The sequence below is a fragment of the Pseudomonas sp. NLJ1 genome, assembly GCF_049486705.1.
Classification (GTDB): domain Bacteria; phylum Pseudomonadota; class Gammaproteobacteria; order Pseudomonadales; family Pseudomonadaceae; genus Aquipseudomonas; species Aquipseudomonas inefficax.
Map to the genome: position 1 here is coordinate 3,656,087 of NZ_CP137735.1, position 18,243 is coordinate 3,674,329.

Below are 18,243 nucleotides of genomic sequence, written 5' to 3' on the forward strand. Positions count from 1 at the left end.
TTCTGGACGTTAGTCCATAAATGCTTGATCTGTGACGAGCGGATGCGTACCTTTGCCCGCTTTTCCAAAATGCACCCCCGGAGAGCGCCATGTCCGCCGATCTCGAGCATATCCGTCAAGTCATGCGTGAAGCTGACTGCCTGTACACTGAAGCCGAAGTCGAAGCGGCCATCGCCAAAGTCGGCGAGCAGATCTGCAAGGACCTGCACGACAAGAACCCGGTGGTGTTCTGCGTGATGAACGGCGGCCTGATCTTCTCCGGCAAACTGCTGACCCACCTGCAGTTCCCACTGGAAGCCAGCTACCTGCACGCCACCCGCTACCGCAACCAGACCAGCGGCGGCGAACTGTTCTGGAAGGCCAAGCCGGAAGTGTCGTTCATCGACCGTGACGTACTGATCGTCGACGACATTCTCGACGAGGGCCACACCCTCAGCGCCATCATCGAGTTCTGCAAGCATGCCGGTGCGCGCTCGGTGCACACCGCGGTGCTGATCGACAAGGACCATGACCGCAAGGCCAGCCCGGAGCTCAAGGCCAACTACGTGGGCCTGCCCTGCGTCGACCGCTACATCTTCGGTTACGGCATGGACTACAAAGGCTACTGGCGCAACGCCAACGGCATTTTCGCCGTAAAGGGGCTGTGATCATGCGCCAGCCCGCGTTCATCGACCAATCGCTGTTCGCCGGGCTGGCCGCACAGGCTGCCGCCAACCCGCGCGGGCGGCAGCACCACAATTTCCATGAGATGGCAGAGCCTTGCCACCGCATGGCGGTCGGGCTGCAACCGAGCACCTATATCCCGCCGCATCGTCACCTCAGCGATGACAAGGCCGAAACGCTGGTCGTGCTAAAGGGGTGCCTTGGCCTGCTGATCTTCGACGAGCAGGGCGCTGTGACCGACAAGCGGGTGATGCAGGCGGGCGGCGATTGCCTGGGTGTGGACCTGGCGCCTGGAACCTTCCATGGGCTTGTGGTGCTGGAGCCGGACAGCATTCTGTTCGAGTGCAAGGCTGGGCCGTATCGGCCGGTGGGTGAAGGTGAACATGCGCACTGGGCGCCGCGCGAAGGTGAAGAAGGCGTGGCCGAGTACCAGGCCTGGATGATCGCGCAGTTCGATTGATGTCAGGCCGGCGCACTCAACTGTAGGAGCGGCCTTGTGTCGCGATCGGGCTGCGCAGCAGCCCCTCGATTGAAGCTTCGCCACCAACATGGCCGGTGCCGCTTTGCAGCCCATCGCGACACAAGGCCGCTCCTACAAGAGCCTGTGCAGGCCGTGCTAGAGTGCTCCTTCATTCAAGGAGCCTCACATGCGTGCGTTTCTTCCCCTCCTGTTGGCGGTCAGCCTGCCACTCGCCGCCGCACCGCTGCACAGCCAGTTCCTGCCACCTGACGACCAGTCACTGCGCCAGGAAGCGCCGACCGGCCAGCAATTGCTGCAAGTGACCGACTACTCGGTGGTGGTGGGTACCCAGCGCCAGTCCGACCAGCAGCCGATCCCGATCACCTCGTCGTTGCAGGTGCGCCTCAAGGGCAAGCCGCTGAGCAAGGGCGCGACCATCGCCCAGGTGCTACTGACCTTTGACGGTGAAGCGGCCAAGAGCCTGAAGAAACCCGTCTACGACGAGAAAACCCGCACCTTGAGCCTGAACTACCCGCTCAGCGACTACCGCGTGATCATGGACCTGCTGCGCAACGAGACACTGTATGTGCAGTTCCTCACGTACGCCAACGGCCACGTCTGGGCCGACCTGCACACCGGTACCGTACGTACGCGTTGAGGCGCCCGGCCTGCGGGGGGTACACTGCCGGCCTTGGAAATTTCGTGATGGTCCAGTTGGAGTCGGCAATGCGTAAAGACAAGAAACAGGTAATCGGTGACGAGATCAGCGACGACTACATCAAGGCATTCCTTCAGTTCGAGCCGGCCGATGGCGTGACCTCGCCGTCGCTGCACAAGCTGGTCAAGGCGTACCGTGGCCTGCGCATCGACGATTTCGAGCGCTTTGTCGGCTTCTTCATCGAAGCCGGGCTGGACCTGGATGGCAAGGACGAGCATGGCAAGACCTTTGTCGAGCAGATCGCCGACCAGCGCAATGCGGCGGAGTACATCGAGATCATTGCCAAGGCCCGTGGCTGATTTTTAAACCTGCTCCGGCCTCTTCGCGGGTAAACCCGCTCCCACAGGTACAGCGCAGCCCTTGGCTGTGGCTCTGATCCTTGTGGGAGCGGGTTTACCCGCGAAAGGGCCGGAACAGGCTTACTAAGATCCAGGCACAAAAAAACGCCCCAAGGGGCGTTTTTTCGTTACCGGCCGAATCAGGCGTAATGCTTGGCCGCCGGGCTGCTTTCCACCAGGTCCAGTGCCGCGTCGTTGTCGGCGCTGATCTTGTGGTACAGGGCTGCATCGGTTGCCAGGGTCTTCTCGCGAGCCGGGAAGATTTCCTTGAGCTTGGCAGCCCAGGCGCCTTTGGCCTGCTCGGGGAAGCAGCGCTCGATCAGTTCCAGCATGATCGATACGGTTACCGAAGCACCCGGCGATGCGCCGAGCAGTGCAGCCAGGCTGCCGTCCTGGGCCGAGACCAGCTCGGTACCGAACTGCAGCACGCCGCCTTTCTTCGGGTCCTTCTTGATGATCTGCACGCGCTGACCAGCCACTTCCAGGCGCCAGTCTTCGGCCTTGGCCTGCGGATAGAAGCGACGCAGGGCTTCCAGGCGCTGCTCCATCGACTGCATCACTTCGCTGACCAGGTACTTGGTCAGGTCCATGTTGTCACGGGCCACGGCCAGCATCGGGCCAATGTTGCCCATGCGCACCGACAGCGGCAGGTCCATCAGCGAACCGTGCTTGAGGAACTTGGTGGTGAAGCCGGCATATGGGCCGAACAGCAGCGATTTCTTGCCATCGACCACGCGGGTATCCAGGTGTGGTACCGACATCGGTGGGGCGCCGACCGCGGCCTGGCTGTAGACCTTGGCCTGGTGCTGCTTGACGATTTCCGGGTTGTCGCAACGCAGCCACTGGCCGCTGACCGGGAAGCCGCCGAAGCCTTTGCTTTCCGGAATGCCCGACAGCTGCAGCAGCGGCAGGGCCGCGCCACCGGCGCCGAGGAAGACGAAGCGGGCGTCCACTTCACGGCTGCCGCCGCTGTTGACGTCCTTGATGCTTACGGTCCAGCCCTTGCCGTTACGGCGCAGGCCAACGACCTTCTTGCTGTACTTGACCTGGGCGTCTTGCGAGTCGCCCAGCAGCTTCAGCAGCTTGTTGGTCAGGGCGCCGAAGTTGACGTCGGTACCCTTGAGCACGCGGGTGGCGGCGATGTGCTGGTCGGCTGGGCGGCCTGGCATCATCAGCGGCATCCAGTCGTTCATCACGGCCTTGTCTTCGGTGTATTCCATGTCGGCGAAGGCATGGTGCTGCTTGAGCAGCTCATAGCGCTTCTTGAGGAAGGAAACACCCTTGTCACCCTCGACGTAGCTGAGGTGCGGGACAGGGTTGATGAAGGCACGCGCCGAGCCGAAGTTGCCTTTCTTGCTCAGGTAGGCCCAGAACTGGCGCGAAACCTCGAACTGGGTGTTGATGTGCACGGCCTTCTTGATGTCGATGCTGCCATCGGCGGCCTGGGGCGTGTAGTTAAGCTCGCAAAGGCCGGCGTGGCCTGTGCCTGCGTTGTTCCAGGGGTTGGAGCTTTCCGCGGCTCCGGAGTCCATCGCCTCCACGACCTCAAGTTTCAGGGTCGGGTCGAGCTCCTTGAGCAGTACGGCCAGGGTGGCACTCATGATGCCCGCGCCTACCAGTACCACATCAACCGATTCGTTCTGCGCCATTTAACGCGTCTCCACAATCTACAGCTACCTAATTGACAGCATAGGACCTGGGTTCGCCAGGGTCGCCATGTCCGACTTTTCGCAGTTCTTGCAACTTCCGCGGACACCGCCAATCAGTCTTCGGGTTCGGGTATTGAACGCGGTTTGCCACGGGTGCGGCAATTCGACTTATGGTCAAGGTGTCATGCGTGCGTTATGGAACGGCTCAGACACTCATACGAGATGAGCGCATTTGCCGCCTGTTCAGGGCTGTTCGGGACACATCTGCCGCTTTTGCACATGCCAGACTGTTCATTTGCTCGCCACACTCTTGTGAAGTTGTGAAAACCGTTTTTTCACGCTCTTTTGGAGACGTGAACCTCAAAAGGGGACTGCGCGATGGCAACCCGCAGGTTCATGCAGTGTGAAGGGCCGGTAAAGCAGGCACGACAGCCGATGCAAGACCTGAGTGGAAGGCTCTCTGTGGGCGAAGCGTTGAAGTTGCCGGGGTCAATCGGCGAGTGCGGGGCCCGATCAGGAGACGTCCTTATAATCGGGGGGAGATTATAGCGATGTCGCGGGCAGAAATGTCGCCATTCGTGGTTTTTATTGCAGCGTTTGTCAGGCCGCGAGGATGCGCTGGTGCCAGCGGCGGCTTGCGCGGCCGCAAACCCGGGCACTGGCGGGCAGTTCGCGGCCCAGCCAGGCGAGCTGGATTTCGCCGATCTGGACCCAGCCGCTGCCGCTGGGCGCCTGGCTGCATTGCTTGAAGGCCAGGCATTTGCCGTCGTCATCGAGGCGGGCATAGGTGTTGTGGCGCGGGCGTTGGAAGAGCAGGGTCCAGAGCGAGGCCATGGCAGCGAGTCCTGTGTGTTAGGGCTTGGCGCAAGGATAAGGGCGCGGCGATGAAACGATTGTGACAAGCGGGCCAGGCCGATGACTGGTCGATGCGTGGCTAGGTATACTGTGGGCCTTCGCCGCATTTTCTGGAGTAACGCGCATGTTGCAACGTCTGTTGTTCGGTTTGATCGCCGTGGCCAGCCTCAGCCTGGTCGGTTGTGCCCACAGCCCGCAACAACTCAACCCGCAACCCACGCTCAAGGCCCAGCTCGCCCCGGTCGGCCATGGCCAGCCGGTAGTGGTCCGGGTGGTTGACGGCCGGGCCTCGCAGTCCCTGGGCACTCGCGGTGGCATGTACCCCGAGACCAGCACCATCAGCGTCAGCGGTAACGACATCGTGCCCAAGCTGCAGGCCCAGGCCGAAGCAGCCGTGCGCCTGCTCGGCTTCACCCCGACGCCGAACGCCTACAACGCGCCGCAGCTGACCGTGACCCTGGCCGAACTGAAGTACCAGTCGCCGAAAGACAACCTGTACGTGACCGAGGCTACCATCGGTGCCACCTTCCGTGCTGACGTGTCCAATGGCGGCCGCCGCTACAGTGGCCGTTACGGTGCTTCGCTGGACCAGCGTTTCGGCATGGCGCCGAACCAGGAAACCAACACCCAGCTGGTGGGCGATGTGCTGAGCGATGCGCTGACCCGCATGTTCAAGGACCCGACCATCGGTCAGGTGCTGGGGCAGTAAGGCTTCAGCTGTAAAACAAAACCCGCTGCCTGTGCTCCAGGCAGCGGGTTTTTTGTTGCCTGTGACCTGGATGAAATTCAATGACATTTTGTCGCCTGGGCCGGGCGTCAGGGCGCGACTTGGGTAGAATGCCGGCCTTTGCCGTCGCTCATACCGAGGTTGCGTGATGTCCTTGCAAGTGCTCTGGGGGTTCCTGGCCGCCCACCCGACCAAGCTGATCAATCTGCTGGCGCTGCTGCTGACCTGCCCGGGCGGGTTGCTGCTGCACAGTGCGCGGCGGCGCGAGGCCGAGACCCGCGAATACATGGCGGTGGACGATGGGGTGGTGGACGCGTTCGACCTGCGGGTACCCCGGTACTTCTACATTCTCGGTTTTTCGTGCCTGGCGATGGCGTTGCTGCTGTCCTGGTTCAGTACCTGGGTTTGAGAACCCGGGGCTGCAAAGCAGCCCTGGGATCGATCAGGCAACCGGCGCCTGCTGCCTGACCTGGTACTGGTTGCGCACCGGCGTCGCATACTGCAACACCAGGTACGGCCGCTGCTCCTCGGGGCAGGCATCCAGGCGGCGTTGCCATTCTTCCTTGGCCCGAGCCAGTTCCTCAGCCGGGAACACCTTCTCGGCGCTCGGCACCTGCAGCGCCTCATCCTTGCCTTCCCACATCGCATAGGCCAGGTAGTGCACCGGGAACAGCCGGTAGCCACCGAGGATCTGCCGGTCGATTTCCACCGCCAGCTGCTTGGTGTCCTCGTGGAACTCGGTCACCGGCGGGGCGAAGTTGATGTGCACCCGGCCCTTGTAGCCGGTAATGCCCTTGGCGATGCTGTTGTCGTCCTCGCCCGGCGCCTTCTTGTAGGTGCCGGTGGTGGCGCGGATGTACAACTCGCGGGCCTTGGCCTGGTCGCACGGGTCATACTCGTAGCTGATCGACACCGGCGTCAGGTTCAGGCTCTGGATCACCGCGCCGAACGGCTCGTCCTTGCGGCTCATGTGGAACATCTTGAGGATCGCCGAGTCGGTGCGGTCGTCACCGTCCTTGGCCCGGCCTTCGGCCTGGGCGATCCAGATCGACGTGGCGTCGTTGCGGATCGAGTGGTTGATGTAGGCCGAGAGCAGCTGGTAGGCCGCCAGTTTCTCGCGGCGCCCGCTGATCGAGCGGTGCACGATGAAGCTCTTGTTCAGGCGCATCATGTCGCTGACAAACGGCTTTTGCAGCAGGTTGTCGCCAATGGCGATGCGCGGCGTGGGCAGGCCGGCGTGGTACACCGCATAGTTGACGAACGCCGGGTCCATGACGATGTCACGGTGGTTGGCCAGGAACAGGTAGGCGGTGCCGGCCTTGAGTTGCTCCACGCCCGTATAGGTGACGCCGTCGGTGGCACGGTCGATGGTCTGGTCGACGTAGTACTCGACTTTGTCCTGCAAGGTCGAGACGCAGGTGACGCCGGCAAATTCCTTGCGCAGGCGGCGGGCGATCAGCGGTTTGAGCAACCAGCCGAGAGCACCGGCCGCACGCGGGAAGCGGAAGTGGGTGAGGATATCGAGGAATGCCGGGTCGCTGAGCAGGCGTGCCAGAACGGCAGGGACCTCAGCGTCGTCGTACGGTCGGATGGCATCGAATTCGCCCATCATGCTCTCTTGTTGGAAACGGCTAGGGTAATAAGGTAGGGACGGGTTCCGAAAAACGGCTCGGACACACACAGGCCCTGTAAACAGACCGGCAATTATACGCATAAGTCACCCCGGAGGCCGCGATGCTGGAAACTGCGATCTACGATTGCCCTTATTGTGGCGAAGAAGTCGAAACCACGGTGGACCTGTCCGGTGGCGATCAGGAATACATCGAGGACTGCCAGGTTTGCTGCAAGCCTATCCGCTTCGTGCTGCAGGTTCATGGCGAGGAGTGGATGCTGGATGTATTCGGTGAGAATGACTGATGCAGCGTATCTACGAACCGGAAAGCCTGCTCGAGGCTGAAATGCTGGCGGGCATGCTCGCCAGCGAGGGGGTCGAGGCGTACCTGGTCGGCCGTGACCTGGTCGGTGCTGCCGGCGAGTTGCCGCTGCAGGGCCTGCTGGGGCTTGCCGTGGCTGACGAGCAGGCCGAGTACGCACGGCAGCTGATCGATGCGTACAATGACGCCCAGCCACTGGTTGGCGACGAACCGGAGAGTTTCCCCGGTACCTTGATCTGCTAGGTTCTGAATTCGCCCATGTGTGGACGTTATGCCCTGTTTCGCTGGCCCCAGGCTCTTGCCAGTCTGCCGGGCTTTCCCGTCGGCCAGCCAGCCCAATGGAACATCTCGCCGGGGGCTTCGGTGCTGATCCAGCGCCAGCTCGACGGCCAGCTGCAATTGGCCAAGGCGCGTTGGGGGCTGACCCCGGCCTGGCTCACCGACCTGTCCCGAACCCCCGCCCATGCCCGCGCCGAGACCCTGGCCGAGCAGCCGATGTTTCGCGACGCGTTTCGCCAGCGCCGCTGCCTGATGCCGGCCAACGGCTTTTACGAATGGCGCGGTAGCGTGCGCAAGCGCCCGTACTGGCTGACCCCGGGGGAGGGCGCATCGCTGTACTTCGCCGCCGTGTGGGAGGCCTACCCGGTGCAGGACCAGGTTTGGCTGAGTTGCGCGGTGGTGACCCAGGCGGCGATGAGCCAGCGTCGACCGCTGATACTGGACGAGGCAGGGCAGGCAGCCTGGCTTGACCCGGACACGCCGGTTACCCGTTTGCACGAGCTGCTTGCCAGCCCGCCGGCGACGCTGCGTGAGCGGGCCCTGGCGAATTTCGTCAACGATCCGAAGCTGGATGCGCCGGAATGCCTGACCCCGGCTTGATGCATTGCCTTCGACGGCCCTTTCGCGGGTAAACCCGCTCCCACAGGTACTGCACCGAACTTGAAACCTGGGTAGTCCCTGTGGGAGCGGGTTCACCCGCGAAGAGGCCGGTGCAGGCAAATAAATTCTTCCGTGCGGCTATGGCGGCCCAGCGGCGACTCGGCCTACGATACGGCGCATGTAAAAAGGGAGTGTTTTCATGCGTAAGTCTTTTGTCGTCAGTCTGTTGAGTGCTGGCATCCTGCTAGCTGGCTGCCAGGCGGTGAATACCACCAGCGGCGGTGCTGTCGGCGTCGAGCGCCAGCAGTACATGTTCAGCATGCTCTCGACCGATGAGGTCAACCAGATGTACGCCCAGTCGTACCAGCAGACCCTGGGTGAGGCATCGAACAAAGGCGTGCTCGACAAGTCCAGCGCAGTTGCCAAGCGTGTACAGGTAATTGCCAACCGCCTGATCGCCCAGACCCCCAAGTTCCGCCCGGATGCCGCGCAATGGAACTGGGAAGTCAATGTGATCAAGAGCGACGAGCTCAACGCCAACTGCGGCCCGGGCGGCAAGATCATCGTCTACACCGGGCTGATCGATCAGCTCAAGCTCACCGATGCGGAAATTGCTGCGGTGGTGGGCCATGAGATCGCCCACGCCCTGCGTGAGCACAGCCGCGAGGCGATGTCCAAGGCGTACGGCGTCGAAATGGCGCGTCAGGGCGCCGGTGCCCTCTTTGGCCTCGGCCAGGGCAGCATGGCCATGGCCGATACCGTAGTGAACTATGCCATGACCCTGCCCAACAGCCGGGCCAACGAGAACGAAGCCGACCTGATCGGCCTGGAGCTCTCGGCGCGTGCCGGTTACGACCCGAATGCCGCGATTACCCTGTGGAACAAGATGAGCCAGGCGTCCGAAGGCGCGCCGCCTGAGTTCATGAGCACTCACCCGGCGTCCCAGAGCCGCATTGCTTCGCTGCAGGCGGCGATTCCGAAGGTGATGCCGCTGTATCAGGCGGCCAAGAAGTAAGACCGTAAGGGGCTGCTTTGCAGCCCAATCGCCGGCAAGCCAGCTCCCACAGAGTGCTCTATCGGCCTCAAGGCCTGTGCAATACCTGTGGGAGCTGGCTTGCCGGCGATTGGGCCGCAGAGCGGCCCCCGTCAGCAGTCAACCCACCCAGCCACTGGCCTTCATCGCCGAGTACACGGCCACGATCGCCAGCACGAAGAACGCCGTGGCCGCCAGGCGACGGATCAGCGTCAGTGGCAGTTTGTCCGCAGCGAAGTTACCCGCCAGTACCACCGGCACGTTGGCAATCAGCATGCCCAGGGTGGTGCCGATAATGACCATGATCAGGTGCGGATACTGTGCCGCCAGCATCACCGTGGCGACCTGGGTCTTGTCGCCGATTTCAGCCAGGAAGAACGCGATCAGCGTGGTCAGGAACGGCCCGAAGCGGCGTGCCGGGTTCTCGTCGTCATCCATCTTGTCCGGAACCAGGGTCCACAGCGCAGTGGCGGTGAAGCTCGCAGCCAGGATCCAGTGCAGTGCCGAGTCGCTGAAGAAGCTGCCGACCCACGCGCCCACGGCACCGGCCGCGGCATGGTTGGCCAGGGTAGCGGCGATGATGCCGGCGATGATCGGCCAGGGTTTGCGGAAGCGGGCAGCGAGTATGAGCGCGAGCAATTGCGTCTTGTCGCCGATTTCGGCGAGGGCAACGATGGCGGTGGGGACCAGCAGTGATTCCAGCATCAGGATTCCTACGGGGGCGGGTCGACACGGCTATGACACGTACAGCCTCCCCGCCCCGGGTAAGGTGTGCGTGTCATAGGTCTTGTCAAACCCCGGATCCGTCTATGCGGATCTCGCCATGCAGGCTGGCATGGTGGGTCGCACGCGCCATGGTCTGTGGACCAAGTATGTTGACGCGTACCGGGCGAGCTGGGCGCTCGCGGGAGACTACTCCCCTAGGACGGTGCGGATTCTGCCTAGGCAAAACGCTTTCGGCAAGCGCTGTTTTTAACCGCGTGTTGCCCGGTAGATGCGGAAGCCGTCCGCCTCGTCGCATGTCTGGCAGTTGCCCAGCGCCCCTTCGATCAGCGGCTGGTAACGCAGGAAGCTGTTGGCAACCAGGCGCATTTCGCCACCTTTTCGCAGATGAACAGCCGATTTTTTCAGCAAGTTCTCCGATGCCTGGTAGTTGGTGTGAACCCCGGTGTGGAACGGCGGGTTGCTAAGGATCAGGCTCAGCTCGGTCGGCGCCGCGTCGATGCCATCACCGCTGATCACTTCGCCTTCCAGGCCATTGGCGGCCAAGGTCAGGCGGCTGGCGGCCACGGCGAAGGCATCCACGTCCAGCAGGGTTACCCGGTTTTGCGGATAACGGCGCTTTACCGTTGCGCCCAGTACCCCGGCACCGCAGCCGAAGTCCAGCACATGCCCGCTCGGCAGGCCGTCGAGGTGCTTGAGCAGCAGGGCGGTACCGCGATCGAGGCGGCCATGGCTGAACACACCGGGCAGGCTGATAACCTGCAGTGGGCCGTCTTCCAGGCTGAGTTCGAAGCGTTCGGCCAGGCTTTCCAGGGGCTTGGCTTCTGGTGCGTGTTCGATGGTCACCTGCCACAGCTGGCAATGGCGGGCGCTGTCGAGCTTGCGTGGCTTGCCAAAGGCCTGCAGCTGCTTGGCCGCGCCCTCGATGCCGCCACGTTTCTCGCCGACCACGTATAGCTTGCGGCCAGCCAGGCGCGAGGCCAGGGCGTTGAGCAGGTAGGCGGCCAGTTCGCGGGATTTGGGCAGGAATAGCACGGCGCTGTCGAACGCCACTTCAGGGGGCTCCACTGCATAGTGGCTGCGCCCGGCGAAGCGGCTTTCGAGCATGGCCTGATCGCCAGCATGCCAAGTCCAGGCCCGGGCCTGGGGCAACTGGCCAAGCAGGCCGTCGGCGGGGGCGCCGGCGAGCAGCAGCGGGCTCTGGAACAGCTCTGCCTGGCGGAGCAACACTTCACTGCGCGGGTCCATGGACGACGCCTCCTGGAAAAAAGTGGCGCAGTGTAGCAGAGGCGGGCGCCGGGCTCAGCTGACCACGCGGCGTGGTTGCCCGGCGAAGAAGGCCTGGGCGTTCTCGCTGAGCTGGCCGACGATGCGCTGGCGCGACTCCACCGCACCCCAGGCGCTGTGCGGGGTGATGATCAGGCGCGGGATGCCGGGTTCGAGCAGCGGGTTGCCGTTGACCGGCGGCTCCACGCTCAGTACGTCGGTGGCGGCTCCGCCCAGGTGGCCACTGCGCAGGGCGTCGGCCAGCGCTTGCTCGTCGATCAGGCCGCCGCGGGCAGTGTTGATCACCAGCGCGTTCGGCTTGAGCAGGGCCAGCTCGCGTGCCCCGAGCATGTGTCGGGTGTGCTCGTTCAGCGGGCAGTGCAGGGTCAGGGCGTCGACTTGCGGCAGCAATTCGTCCAGTGGCAACCGGTCGGCCCGTTCCGGGCGGCCAGGGATCTGCCCGCTGAGCACGCGCATGCCAAAGGCCTCGGCCAGCCTCGCCACCGCGCCGCCCAGTTCACCGTGGCCCAGCAGGCCAAGAGTCTTGCCCTCCAGTTCGACGATGGGGAAGTCCAGCAGGCAGAACTGGCTGGCCTTGGCCCACTGGCCATCGGCTACCGCCTGGTTGTAGTCGCACAGGCGGGTGGCCAGGGCCAGCAGCAGGGCGAGGGTGTGCTGGGCGACGGACGGGGTGCCATAGCCCTGGCAGTTGCACACGGTGATGCCCTGGGCGCGCGCTGCCGCCAGGTCGACATTGTTGGTGCCGGTGGCGGCCACCAGGATCAGCTTCAGTTGTGGGTTGGCGGCCAGGGACGCGGCGTCGAGCATGACCTTGTTGCTGACTACCGTCACCGCGCCCTGCAGGCGTTCGGCGACCTGCTCCGGGCGGGTGGCGGCGAACAGTTCGAACTCGTCGAACTGCTGCTTCAGGGGCGAGAGGTCGAGATCGCCCAGGTCCAGGGACTGGTGATCGAGAAACACGGCGCGACGCGGACTGGGCATGAAGGCCTCCGGGGATGGGCGGGATTTCGGTGTCGCGGCCATTCGCGGGTAAACCCGCTCCCACAGGTATTGCACCATTGCAGAGGCTGGTGCAGAACCTGTGGGAGCGGGTTTACCCGCGAATAGGCCCTCAGCGCCGCAGTGTCTAGCTCAACCTTGCCGCCCGTCAACGCCCGCCACTCATACCTTCGCCATGCAAATCATTCCTTCGGCTGATTTAGCCGTCACATTGGCGAACTACAGTAACTCCCAGACTTGTCCGGCCCGCTTTTCAGAAAAGGGATACCCATGTTGCAGACCCGCATCATCAAGCCCGCCGAGGGCGCCTACGCCTACCCCCTGCTGATCAAGCGCCTGCTGATGTCTGGCAGCCGCTATGAAAAGACTCGCGAAATCGTTTACCGCGACCAGTTGCGGCTGACCTATCCCCAGCTCAACGAGCGCATCGCGCGCCTGGCCAACGTGCTGACCGAAGCCGGAGTAAAGGCTGGTGACACCGTGGCGGTGATGGACTGGGACAGCCACCGCTACCTCGAATGCATGTTCGCCATCCCGATGATCGGCGCGGTGGTGCACACCATCAACGTGCGCCTGTCGCCTGAGCAGATCCTCTACACCATGAACCACGCCGAAGACCGCGTGGTGCTGGTCAACAGCGACTTCGTCGGCCTGTACCAGGCCATCGCCGGGCAACTGACCACCGTCGACAAGACCCTGCTGCTGACCGACGGCGCGGACAAGACAGCCGAGTTGCCCAACCTGGTGGGCGAGTACGAGCAACTGCTGGCCGCTGCCAGCCCGCGCTACGACTTCCCGGACTTCGACGAGAACTCGGTAGCCACCACCTTCTACACCACTGGCACCACCGGCAACCCCAAGGGGGTGTACTTCACCCACCGGCAACTGGTGCTGCATACCCTGGCCGAAGCTTCGGTGACCGGCAGCATCGACAGCGTGCGCCTGCTGGGCAGCAACGACGTGTACATGCCCATCACCCCGATGTTCCACGTGCACGCCTGGGGTATCCCCTACGCTGCCACCATGCTTGGCATGAAGCAGGTGTATCCGGGGCGCTACGAGCCGGACATGCTGATCACGCTGTGGCGTGAGGAAAAGGTCACCTTCTCCCATTGCGTGCCGACCATCCTGCAGATGCTGCTCAACTGCCCGACTTCCCAAGGCCAGGACTTCGGCGGCTGGAAGATCATCATCGGCGGCAGCGCACTCAACCGCTCGTTGTACCAGGCCGCTCTGGCCCGCGGCATCCAGCTGACCGCCGCGTACGGCATGTCCGAGACCTGCCCGCTTATTTCCGCCGCCCACCTCAACGACGAACTGCAGGCCGGCAGCGAGGATGAGCGCGTCACCTACCGTATCAAGGCCGGCGTGCCGGTGCCGCTGGTCGAGGCGGCCATCGTCGACGGCGATGGCAACTTCCTGCCCGCCGATGGTGAAACCCTGGGCGAGCTGGTGCTGCGTGCGCCGTGGCTGACCATGGGCTACTTCAAGGAGGCGGAAAAGAGCGAGGAGCTGTGGCAGGGCGGCTGGCTGCACACTGGGGATGTCGCCACGCTCGACGGCATGGGCTACATCGACATCCGCGACCGCATCAAGGATGTGATCAAGACCGGTGGCGAGTGGATTTCCTCGCTCGACCTCGAAGACCTGGTCAGCCGCCACCCGGCCGTGCGTGAAGTGGCGGTGGTGGGGGTTGCCGACCCGCAGTGGGGCGAGCGCCCGTTTGCCCTGCTGGTGGTGCGCGAAGGCCAGGTCATCGATGCCAAGGCGCTGAAGGAACACCTCAAGCCTTTTGTCGAGCAAGGGCATATCAACAAGTGGGCGATTCCAAGCCAGATCGCCGTTGTTACTGAAATTCCCAAGACCAGTGTCGGCAAGCTCGACAAGAAACGCATCCGCCAGGACATCGTCCAGTGGCAGGCCAGCAACAGCGCATTCCTCTCCACGCTGTAACCGCCATGCGGGTCGCGTACCGCAGCACGCGACCCGCATGCTAGAGGGGTGGAGCCTTGCCAAACGGCAGAAATACGCCATCCTTTAGCACTGCCAGCACGCAGCCTGGGCAACATTGCAGCGAGTTGGCCGCACGGAGCGCAAATCACACTTTAGAGGGATCAAGCGCCTGTGCCTTGCTGGCTATAGTCGGGGCCAGGGGATTTTCAGGAATGGGGGAAGGCGACATGCGCAAGCCGTGTCGCCGCAGGCGCAAGCCTGCAAACCGGTCGCTCGGGCCGTTCTTGAAAGGACTCACTGCCATAACAAAAAAAGTACATGGAGTAGCGTCGATGAAATCTGCAAACCTGTTCTGGCGCCGGGCCAAGTTGCCCCTGGCCGTCAGCCTTGCTTCCACGCTCGCAAGTCCTGCTTTCGCTGTCAGCTTCAACATTGGTGAAATCGAAGGCCAGTTCGACTCGTCGCTCTCCATCGGCGCCAGCTGGTCGACGGCAAACCCCAACAAGAACCTGATCGGGGTGAACAACGGCGGCAAGGGCCTGTCGCAGACATCCGACGATGGCCACCTGAACTTCAAGAAGGGCGAAACTTTCTCGAAGATCTTCAAGGGCATCCATGACCTGGAACTGAAGTACGGCGATACCGGCGTGTTCGTCCGTGGCAAGTACTGGTATGACTTCGAACTGAAGGACGAAGGCCGCGAGTTCAAGGACATCAGTGACTCCAACCGCAAGGAAGGCGCCAAATCGTCCGGTGCCGAGCTGCTCGACGCATTCGTCTATCACAACTACTCCATCGGCGATCAGCCAGGCTCGGTGCGCCTGGGCAAGCAGGTGGTGAGCTGGGGTGAAAGTACCTTCATCGGTGGTGGCATCAACTCGATCAACCCGATCGACGTGTCGGCGTTTCGCCGCCCAGGGGCCGAGATCAAGGAAGGCCTGATTCCGGTCAACATGTTCTACATCTCGCAAAGCCTGACCGACAACCTGTCGGCCGAGGCCTTCTACCAGATCGAGTGGGACCAGACGGTCGTCGACAACTGCGGCACGTTCTTCTCCCAGCCGGACATCATTGCCGACGGCTGTACCGACAACCTGCGCGTGCTCAACAGCAGCCGCACAGTGCCGGGGGCGGCGCAGCAGTTCCTTGCTACCCGGGGCGTGAACATCAACGAAGAAGGGGTGATGGTGCGCCGCGGTGCCGACCGTGACGCGCGTGACAGCGGCCAGTTTGGCGTGGCCATGCGCTACATGTTCGAGCCGCTGGACACCGAGTTTGGCGCCTACTTCATGAATTACCACAGCCGCGCGCCAATCTTCAGCGCCACCGGGGCCCCGCCTTCAGTGTTCGCCGGGTTGAGCGCCCTACCTGCGCAGCTGCGTGCATTGGCGCCGCTGATCGTGGCGGGTAACTCCGAGTACTTCGTCGAATATCCCGAGGATATCCGCCTTTATGGTTTGAGCTTCTCAACCACACTGCCCACCGGGACCGCCTGGAGCGGCGAGCTCAGCTACCGCCCCAACGCACCGGTGCAACTCAATACCACGGATATTCTGTTCGCCGGGGTCCGCCCCATTGGCGGCGCGTTGAGCAACGCTTCGCTGCTGACCGGTACGCCGGGGCAGGACCTGCACGGGTATCGCCGCAAGGAGATCACCCAGTTCCAGACCACCCTCACGCATTTCTTCGACCAGGTGATGGGCGCCAGCCGCATGACCGTGGTGGGTGAACTCGGTGTCACCCATGTGGGTGGCCTGGAGAGCGCACACGATACCCGCTACGGTCGCGACCCGGTGTACGGTCCAGGCCCGCTGCCATCCACGGGTGGGGCCAATACCTGTCAGGCACTCAATGCCAGCACCATCGCAGGCGCCGGTGCTGGTGCCTCCACTGCCAACCTGAGCCGCAACTGCGAGAACGATGGTTTTACCACCAGTACTTCCTGGGGCTATCGCGCCCGGGTCATCTGGGACTACAACGACGTCTTCGCCGGGATCAACCTGAAACCCAGCGTGGCTTGGTCGCACGACGTCTCCGGCTACTCGCCGGGCCCTGGCGCCAACTTCGAGGAAGGCCGCAAGGCCGTCAGCCTGGGCCTCGATGCCGAGTACCAGAACACCTATACGGCTAGCCTGTCGTACACCAACTTCTTCGATGGCGAGTACACCACCGTGGATGACCGTGACTTCGTCGCGCTCAGCTTCGGCGTGAACTTCTAAGCATACAGATCCAGGACGACACGACATGAACAAGACCAGAAGTCTGCTGCAAGCCGGTGTGCTGGGCCTGTCCCTGCTGGCGACCAGCGTCATGGCTGCAGTATCCGCCGACGAGGCGGCCAAGCTGGGCAGTACCCTGACCCCGATGGGCGCCGAAAAGGCCGGCAACGCCGATGGCTCGATCGGCCCGTGGGAGCCGCTGTCGAAGAGCGCGGGCAGCGCCGACGCCAAGGGCTTCCTGCCCGACCCGTACGGCAGTGACAAGCCGCTGTTCACCATCACCGCGCAGAACGCCGACCAGTACAAGGACAAGCTCTCGCCGGGCCAGCTGGCCATGCTCAAGCGCTACCCGGACACCTTCAAGATCCCGGTATTCAAGACCCATCGTGGCTCCACGGTGCCGGCCGACGTGTTCGCCGCCATCAAGGAGAATGCCACCAAGACCACCCTGGTCGAAGGCGGCAACGGCCTGAGCAACTTCCGCACGGCTGTACCGTTCCCGATCCCCAAAAGCGGCCTGGAGGTGATCTGGAACCACATCACCCGCTACCGGGGCGGCAGCGTCAGCCGCCTGGTGACCCAGGCCACGCCGCAGCAGAACGGCTCCTTCAACCCTGTGTACTTCTCCGACCAGTTCGTCTTTCGCGACAAGATGAAGGATTACGACCCGAACAACCCGGGCAACATCCTGTTCTACTTCAAGCAGGAAGTGACCGCGCCTGCGCGCCTGGCCGGTACCGTGCTGCTGGTGCACGAAACCCTCGACCAGGTGAAGGAACCGCGCAAGGCGTGGATCTACAACGCCGGCCAGCGCCGCGTGCGCCAGGCACCGCAAGTATCGTACGACGGCCCTGGCACCGCCGCCGACGGTTTGCGCACCTCCGACAACCTGGACATGTTCAACGGTGCGCCAGACCGCTATGACTGGAAGCTGGAAGGCAAGAAGGAGATGTACATCGCGTCCAACGCCTTCAAGCTCGACGACCCCAAGCTCAAGTACACCGACATCATCAAGGCCGGGCACATCAACCAGGACCTTTCCCGTTACGAGCTGCGCCGCGTATGGCACGTGGTCGCGACCCTCAAGCCGGGCCAGCGGCACATCTATGCCAAGCGTGACTTCTACATCGACGAGGACACCTGGCAGGCTGCGGTGATCGACCAGTACGACGGCCGTGGCCAACTGTGGCGGGTGTCCGAGGCACATGCCCAGCCTTACTACAACGTGGAAGTGCCGTGGTACACCCTGGAGACCATCTACGACCTGCAGTCGGGCCGTTACCTGGCCCTGGGCATGAAGAACGAAGAGAAGCGCGCCTACGACTTCGGTTTCAGCGCCAGCAAGGCTGACTTCCAGCCAGCGGCACTGCGCCAGTCGGGTATTCGTTGATCTGAAAACACGTCACACCATGTTATCCCCAGAGCGCCCCGGCTTGCCCGGGGCGTTTCTATTTCCTGTTCCGGCCCCTTCGCGGGCGCGCCCGCTCCCACAGGAGTCGCGCAAGCCCAGACCAGCTCGATTCCTGTTGGAGCGGGTAAGCCCGCGAAGCAAGCGACACGGTGCATGGCACCGGCTGCGCCGGTGTTCGCGGCTAAAGCCGCTCCCACAGGTACAGCGCGAGCCCAGGCCTGCGCCAATCCCATGTGGGAGCGGGCAAGCCCGCGAAGCAAGCGATCCGGTGCATGGCACCGGCTGCGCCGGTGTTCGCGGCTAAAGCCGCTCCCACAGGTGCAACGCGAGCCCCAGGCCTGCGCCAATCCCATGTGGGAGCGGGCAAGCCCGCGAAGCAAGCGACACGGTACATG

Annotated in this window: 19 protein-coding genes and 1 riboswitch; of the genes, 13 read left to right on the plus strand and 6 right to left on the minus strand. The window is 63.2% G+C overall.

Translation table 11 applies throughout. The annotated features are described in order from the left end of the window. Positions 1-89 precede the first annotated feature (89 nt). The 4 genes from R9B85_RS16555 to R9B85_RS16570 all read left to right on the plus strand — a co-directional run bounded on the left by R9B85_RS16555 (position 90) and on the right by R9B85_RS16570 (position 2,140). Positions 90-647, plus strand: coding sequence for a hypoxanthine-guanine phosphoribosyltransferase (locus R9B85_RS16555; RefSeq protein ID WP_003256346.1), 558 nt, complete (start codon positions 90-92; stop codon positions 645-647). A gap of 2 nt (positions 648-649) precedes the next feature. Next, positions 650-1,123, plus strand: a complete 474-nt coding sequence (locus tag R9B85_RS16560; RefSeq protein ID WP_112251996.1) for a WbuC family cupin fold metalloprotein — start codon at positions 650-652, stop codon at positions 1,121-1,123. 187 nt (positions 1,124-1,310) lie between these two features. After that, the gene (locus R9B85_RS16565) at positions 1,311-1,781 is read left to right on the plus strand and encodes a hypothetical protein (RefSeq protein ID WP_112251997.1); all 471 of its coding nucleotides are present in this window, start codon (positions 1,311-1,313) and stop codon (positions 1,779-1,781) included. Between the two features lie 68 nt (positions 1,782-1,849). Further along, positions 1,850-2,140 carry a PA4642 family protein gene (locus tag R9B85_RS16570; RefSeq protein ID WP_112252042.1) on the plus strand — a complete coding sequence of 97 codons (291 nt, stop codon included), beginning with the start codon at positions 1,850-1,852 and terminating at the stop codon, positions 2,138-2,140. Between the two features lie 179 nt (positions 2,141-2,319). On the opposite strand, the gene mqo is transcribed toward R9B85_RS16570, so the two are convergent. Both mqo and R9B85_RS16580 read right to left on the minus strand, forming a co-directional pair. Beyond that, a complete protein-coding gene (gene mqo / locus R9B85_RS16575; RefSeq protein ID WP_423770380.1) occupies positions 2,320-3,828 on the minus strand; it encodes a malate dehydrogenase (quinone) in 1,509 nt (502 codons plus the stop codon). Positions 3,829-4,428: 600 nt separating this feature from the next. Then, positions 4,429-4,662, minus strand: coding sequence for a hypothetical protein (locus R9B85_RS16580; protein WP_423770381.1), 234 nt, complete (start codon positions 4,660-4,662; stop codon positions 4,429-4,431). 145 nt (positions 4,663-4,807) lie between these two features. Here R9B85_RS16580 and R9B85_RS16585 point away from each other — a divergent pair, with 145 nt between their 5' ends. Both R9B85_RS16585 and R9B85_RS16590 read left to right on the plus strand, forming a co-directional pair. Then, positions 4,808-5,392, plus strand: coding sequence for a YajG family lipoprotein (locus tag R9B85_RS16585; RefSeq protein WP_013970929.1), 585 nt, complete (start codon positions 4,808-4,810; stop codon positions 5,390-5,392). Between the two features lie 166 nt (positions 5,393-5,558). Then, complete coding sequence (locus tag R9B85_RS16590; protein ID WP_046616028.1) at positions 5,559-5,819, plus strand: hypothetical protein; 261 nt, start codon at positions 5,559-5,561, stop codon at positions 5,817-5,819. A gap of 33 nt (positions 5,820-5,852) precedes the next feature. Here the strand turns inward: R9B85_RS16590 and R9B85_RS16595 are convergent, their stop codons facing one another. Then, positions 5,853-7,019 (minus strand): 1-acyl-sn-glycerol-3-phosphate acyltransferase, encoded by a 1,167-nt coding sequence (locus R9B85_RS16595; RefSeq protein ID WP_112251999.1) that lies wholly within the window; start codon positions 7,017-7,019, stop codon positions 5,853-5,855. Positions 7,020-7,144: 125 nt separating this feature from the next. Between R9B85_RS16595 and R9B85_RS16600 the strand changes: the two genes are divergently transcribed. From R9B85_RS16600 to R9B85_RS16615, 4 genes are all read left to right on the plus strand, one after another. Beyond that, complete coding sequence (locus R9B85_RS16600; protein WP_012270508.1) at positions 7,145-7,327, plus strand: CPXCG motif-containing cysteine-rich protein; 183 nt, start codon at positions 7,145-7,147, stop codon at positions 7,325-7,327. Further along, positions 7,327-7,587 carry a putative signal transducing protein gene (locus tag R9B85_RS16605; protein ID WP_423770382.1) on the plus strand — a complete coding sequence of 87 codons (261 nt, stop codon included), beginning with the start codon at positions 7,327-7,329 and terminating at the stop codon, positions 7,585-7,587. The genes R9B85_RS16600 and R9B85_RS16605 overlap by 1 nt, the downstream gene beginning before the upstream one ends. Positions 7,588-7,602: 15 nt before the next feature. Then, positions 7,603-8,223, plus strand: coding sequence for an SOS response-associated peptidase (locus tag R9B85_RS16610; RefSeq protein WP_375149703.1), 621 nt, complete (start codon positions 7,603-7,605; stop codon positions 8,221-8,223). Between the two features lie 199 nt (positions 8,224-8,422). Then, positions 8,423-9,238, plus strand: coding sequence for a M48 family metallopeptidase (locus R9B85_RS16615; protein ID WP_025337703.1), 816 nt, complete (start codon positions 8,423-8,425; stop codon positions 9,236-9,238). Between the two features lie 138 nt (positions 9,239-9,376). Here the strand turns inward: R9B85_RS16615 and R9B85_RS16620 are convergent, their stop codons facing one another. The 3 genes from R9B85_RS16620 to R9B85_RS16630 all read right to left on the minus strand — a co-directional run bounded on the left by R9B85_RS16620 (position 9,377) and on the right by R9B85_RS16630 (position 12,247). Next, complete coding sequence (locus R9B85_RS16620; RefSeq protein WP_133970279.1) at positions 9,377-9,961, minus strand: TMEM165/GDT1 family protein; 585 nt, start codon at positions 9,959-9,961, stop codon at positions 9,377-9,379. Between the two features lie 87 nt (positions 9,962-10,048). Further along, positions 10,049-10,189, minus strand: a riboswitch (yybP-ykoY riboswitch). 39 nt (positions 10,190-10,228) lie between these two features. Beyond that, on the minus strand, positions 10,229-11,227 hold the full coding sequence (locus R9B85_RS16625) for a class I SAM-dependent methyltransferase (RefSeq protein ID WP_313852776.1): 999 nt from the start codon (positions 11,225-11,227) through the stop codon (positions 10,229-10,231). 54 nt (positions 11,228-11,281) lie between these two features. Next, positions 11,282-12,247 (minus strand): 2-hydroxyacid dehydrogenase, encoded by a 966-nt coding sequence (locus R9B85_RS16630; protein WP_252378795.1) that lies wholly within the window; start codon positions 12,245-12,247, stop codon positions 11,282-11,284. 288 nt (positions 12,248-12,535) lie between these two features. Here R9B85_RS16630 and R9B85_RS16635 point away from each other — a divergent pair, with 288 nt between their 5' ends. From R9B85_RS16635 to R9B85_RS16645, 3 genes are all read left to right on the plus strand, one after another. Beyond that, entirely contained in the window at positions 12,536-14,218 is a 1,683-nt protein-coding gene (locus R9B85_RS16635; RefSeq protein WP_423770383.1) for a fatty acid--CoA ligase, read from the plus strand. Between the two features lie 332 nt (positions 14,219-14,550). Then, positions 14,551-16,437 carry a DUF1302 domain-containing protein gene (locus R9B85_RS16640; RefSeq protein ID WP_207878478.1) on the plus strand — a complete coding sequence of 629 codons (1,887 nt, stop codon included), beginning with the start codon at positions 14,551-14,553 and terminating at the stop codon, positions 16,435-16,437. A 25-nt stretch (positions 16,438-16,462) separates the two neighbouring features. Then, positions 16,463-17,827, plus strand: a complete 1,365-nt coding sequence (locus tag R9B85_RS16645) for a DUF1329 domain-containing protein (protein ID WP_215520286.1) — start codon at positions 16,463-16,465, stop codon at positions 17,825-17,827. The last annotated feature ends 416 nt before the right edge of the window (positions 17,828-18,243 follow it).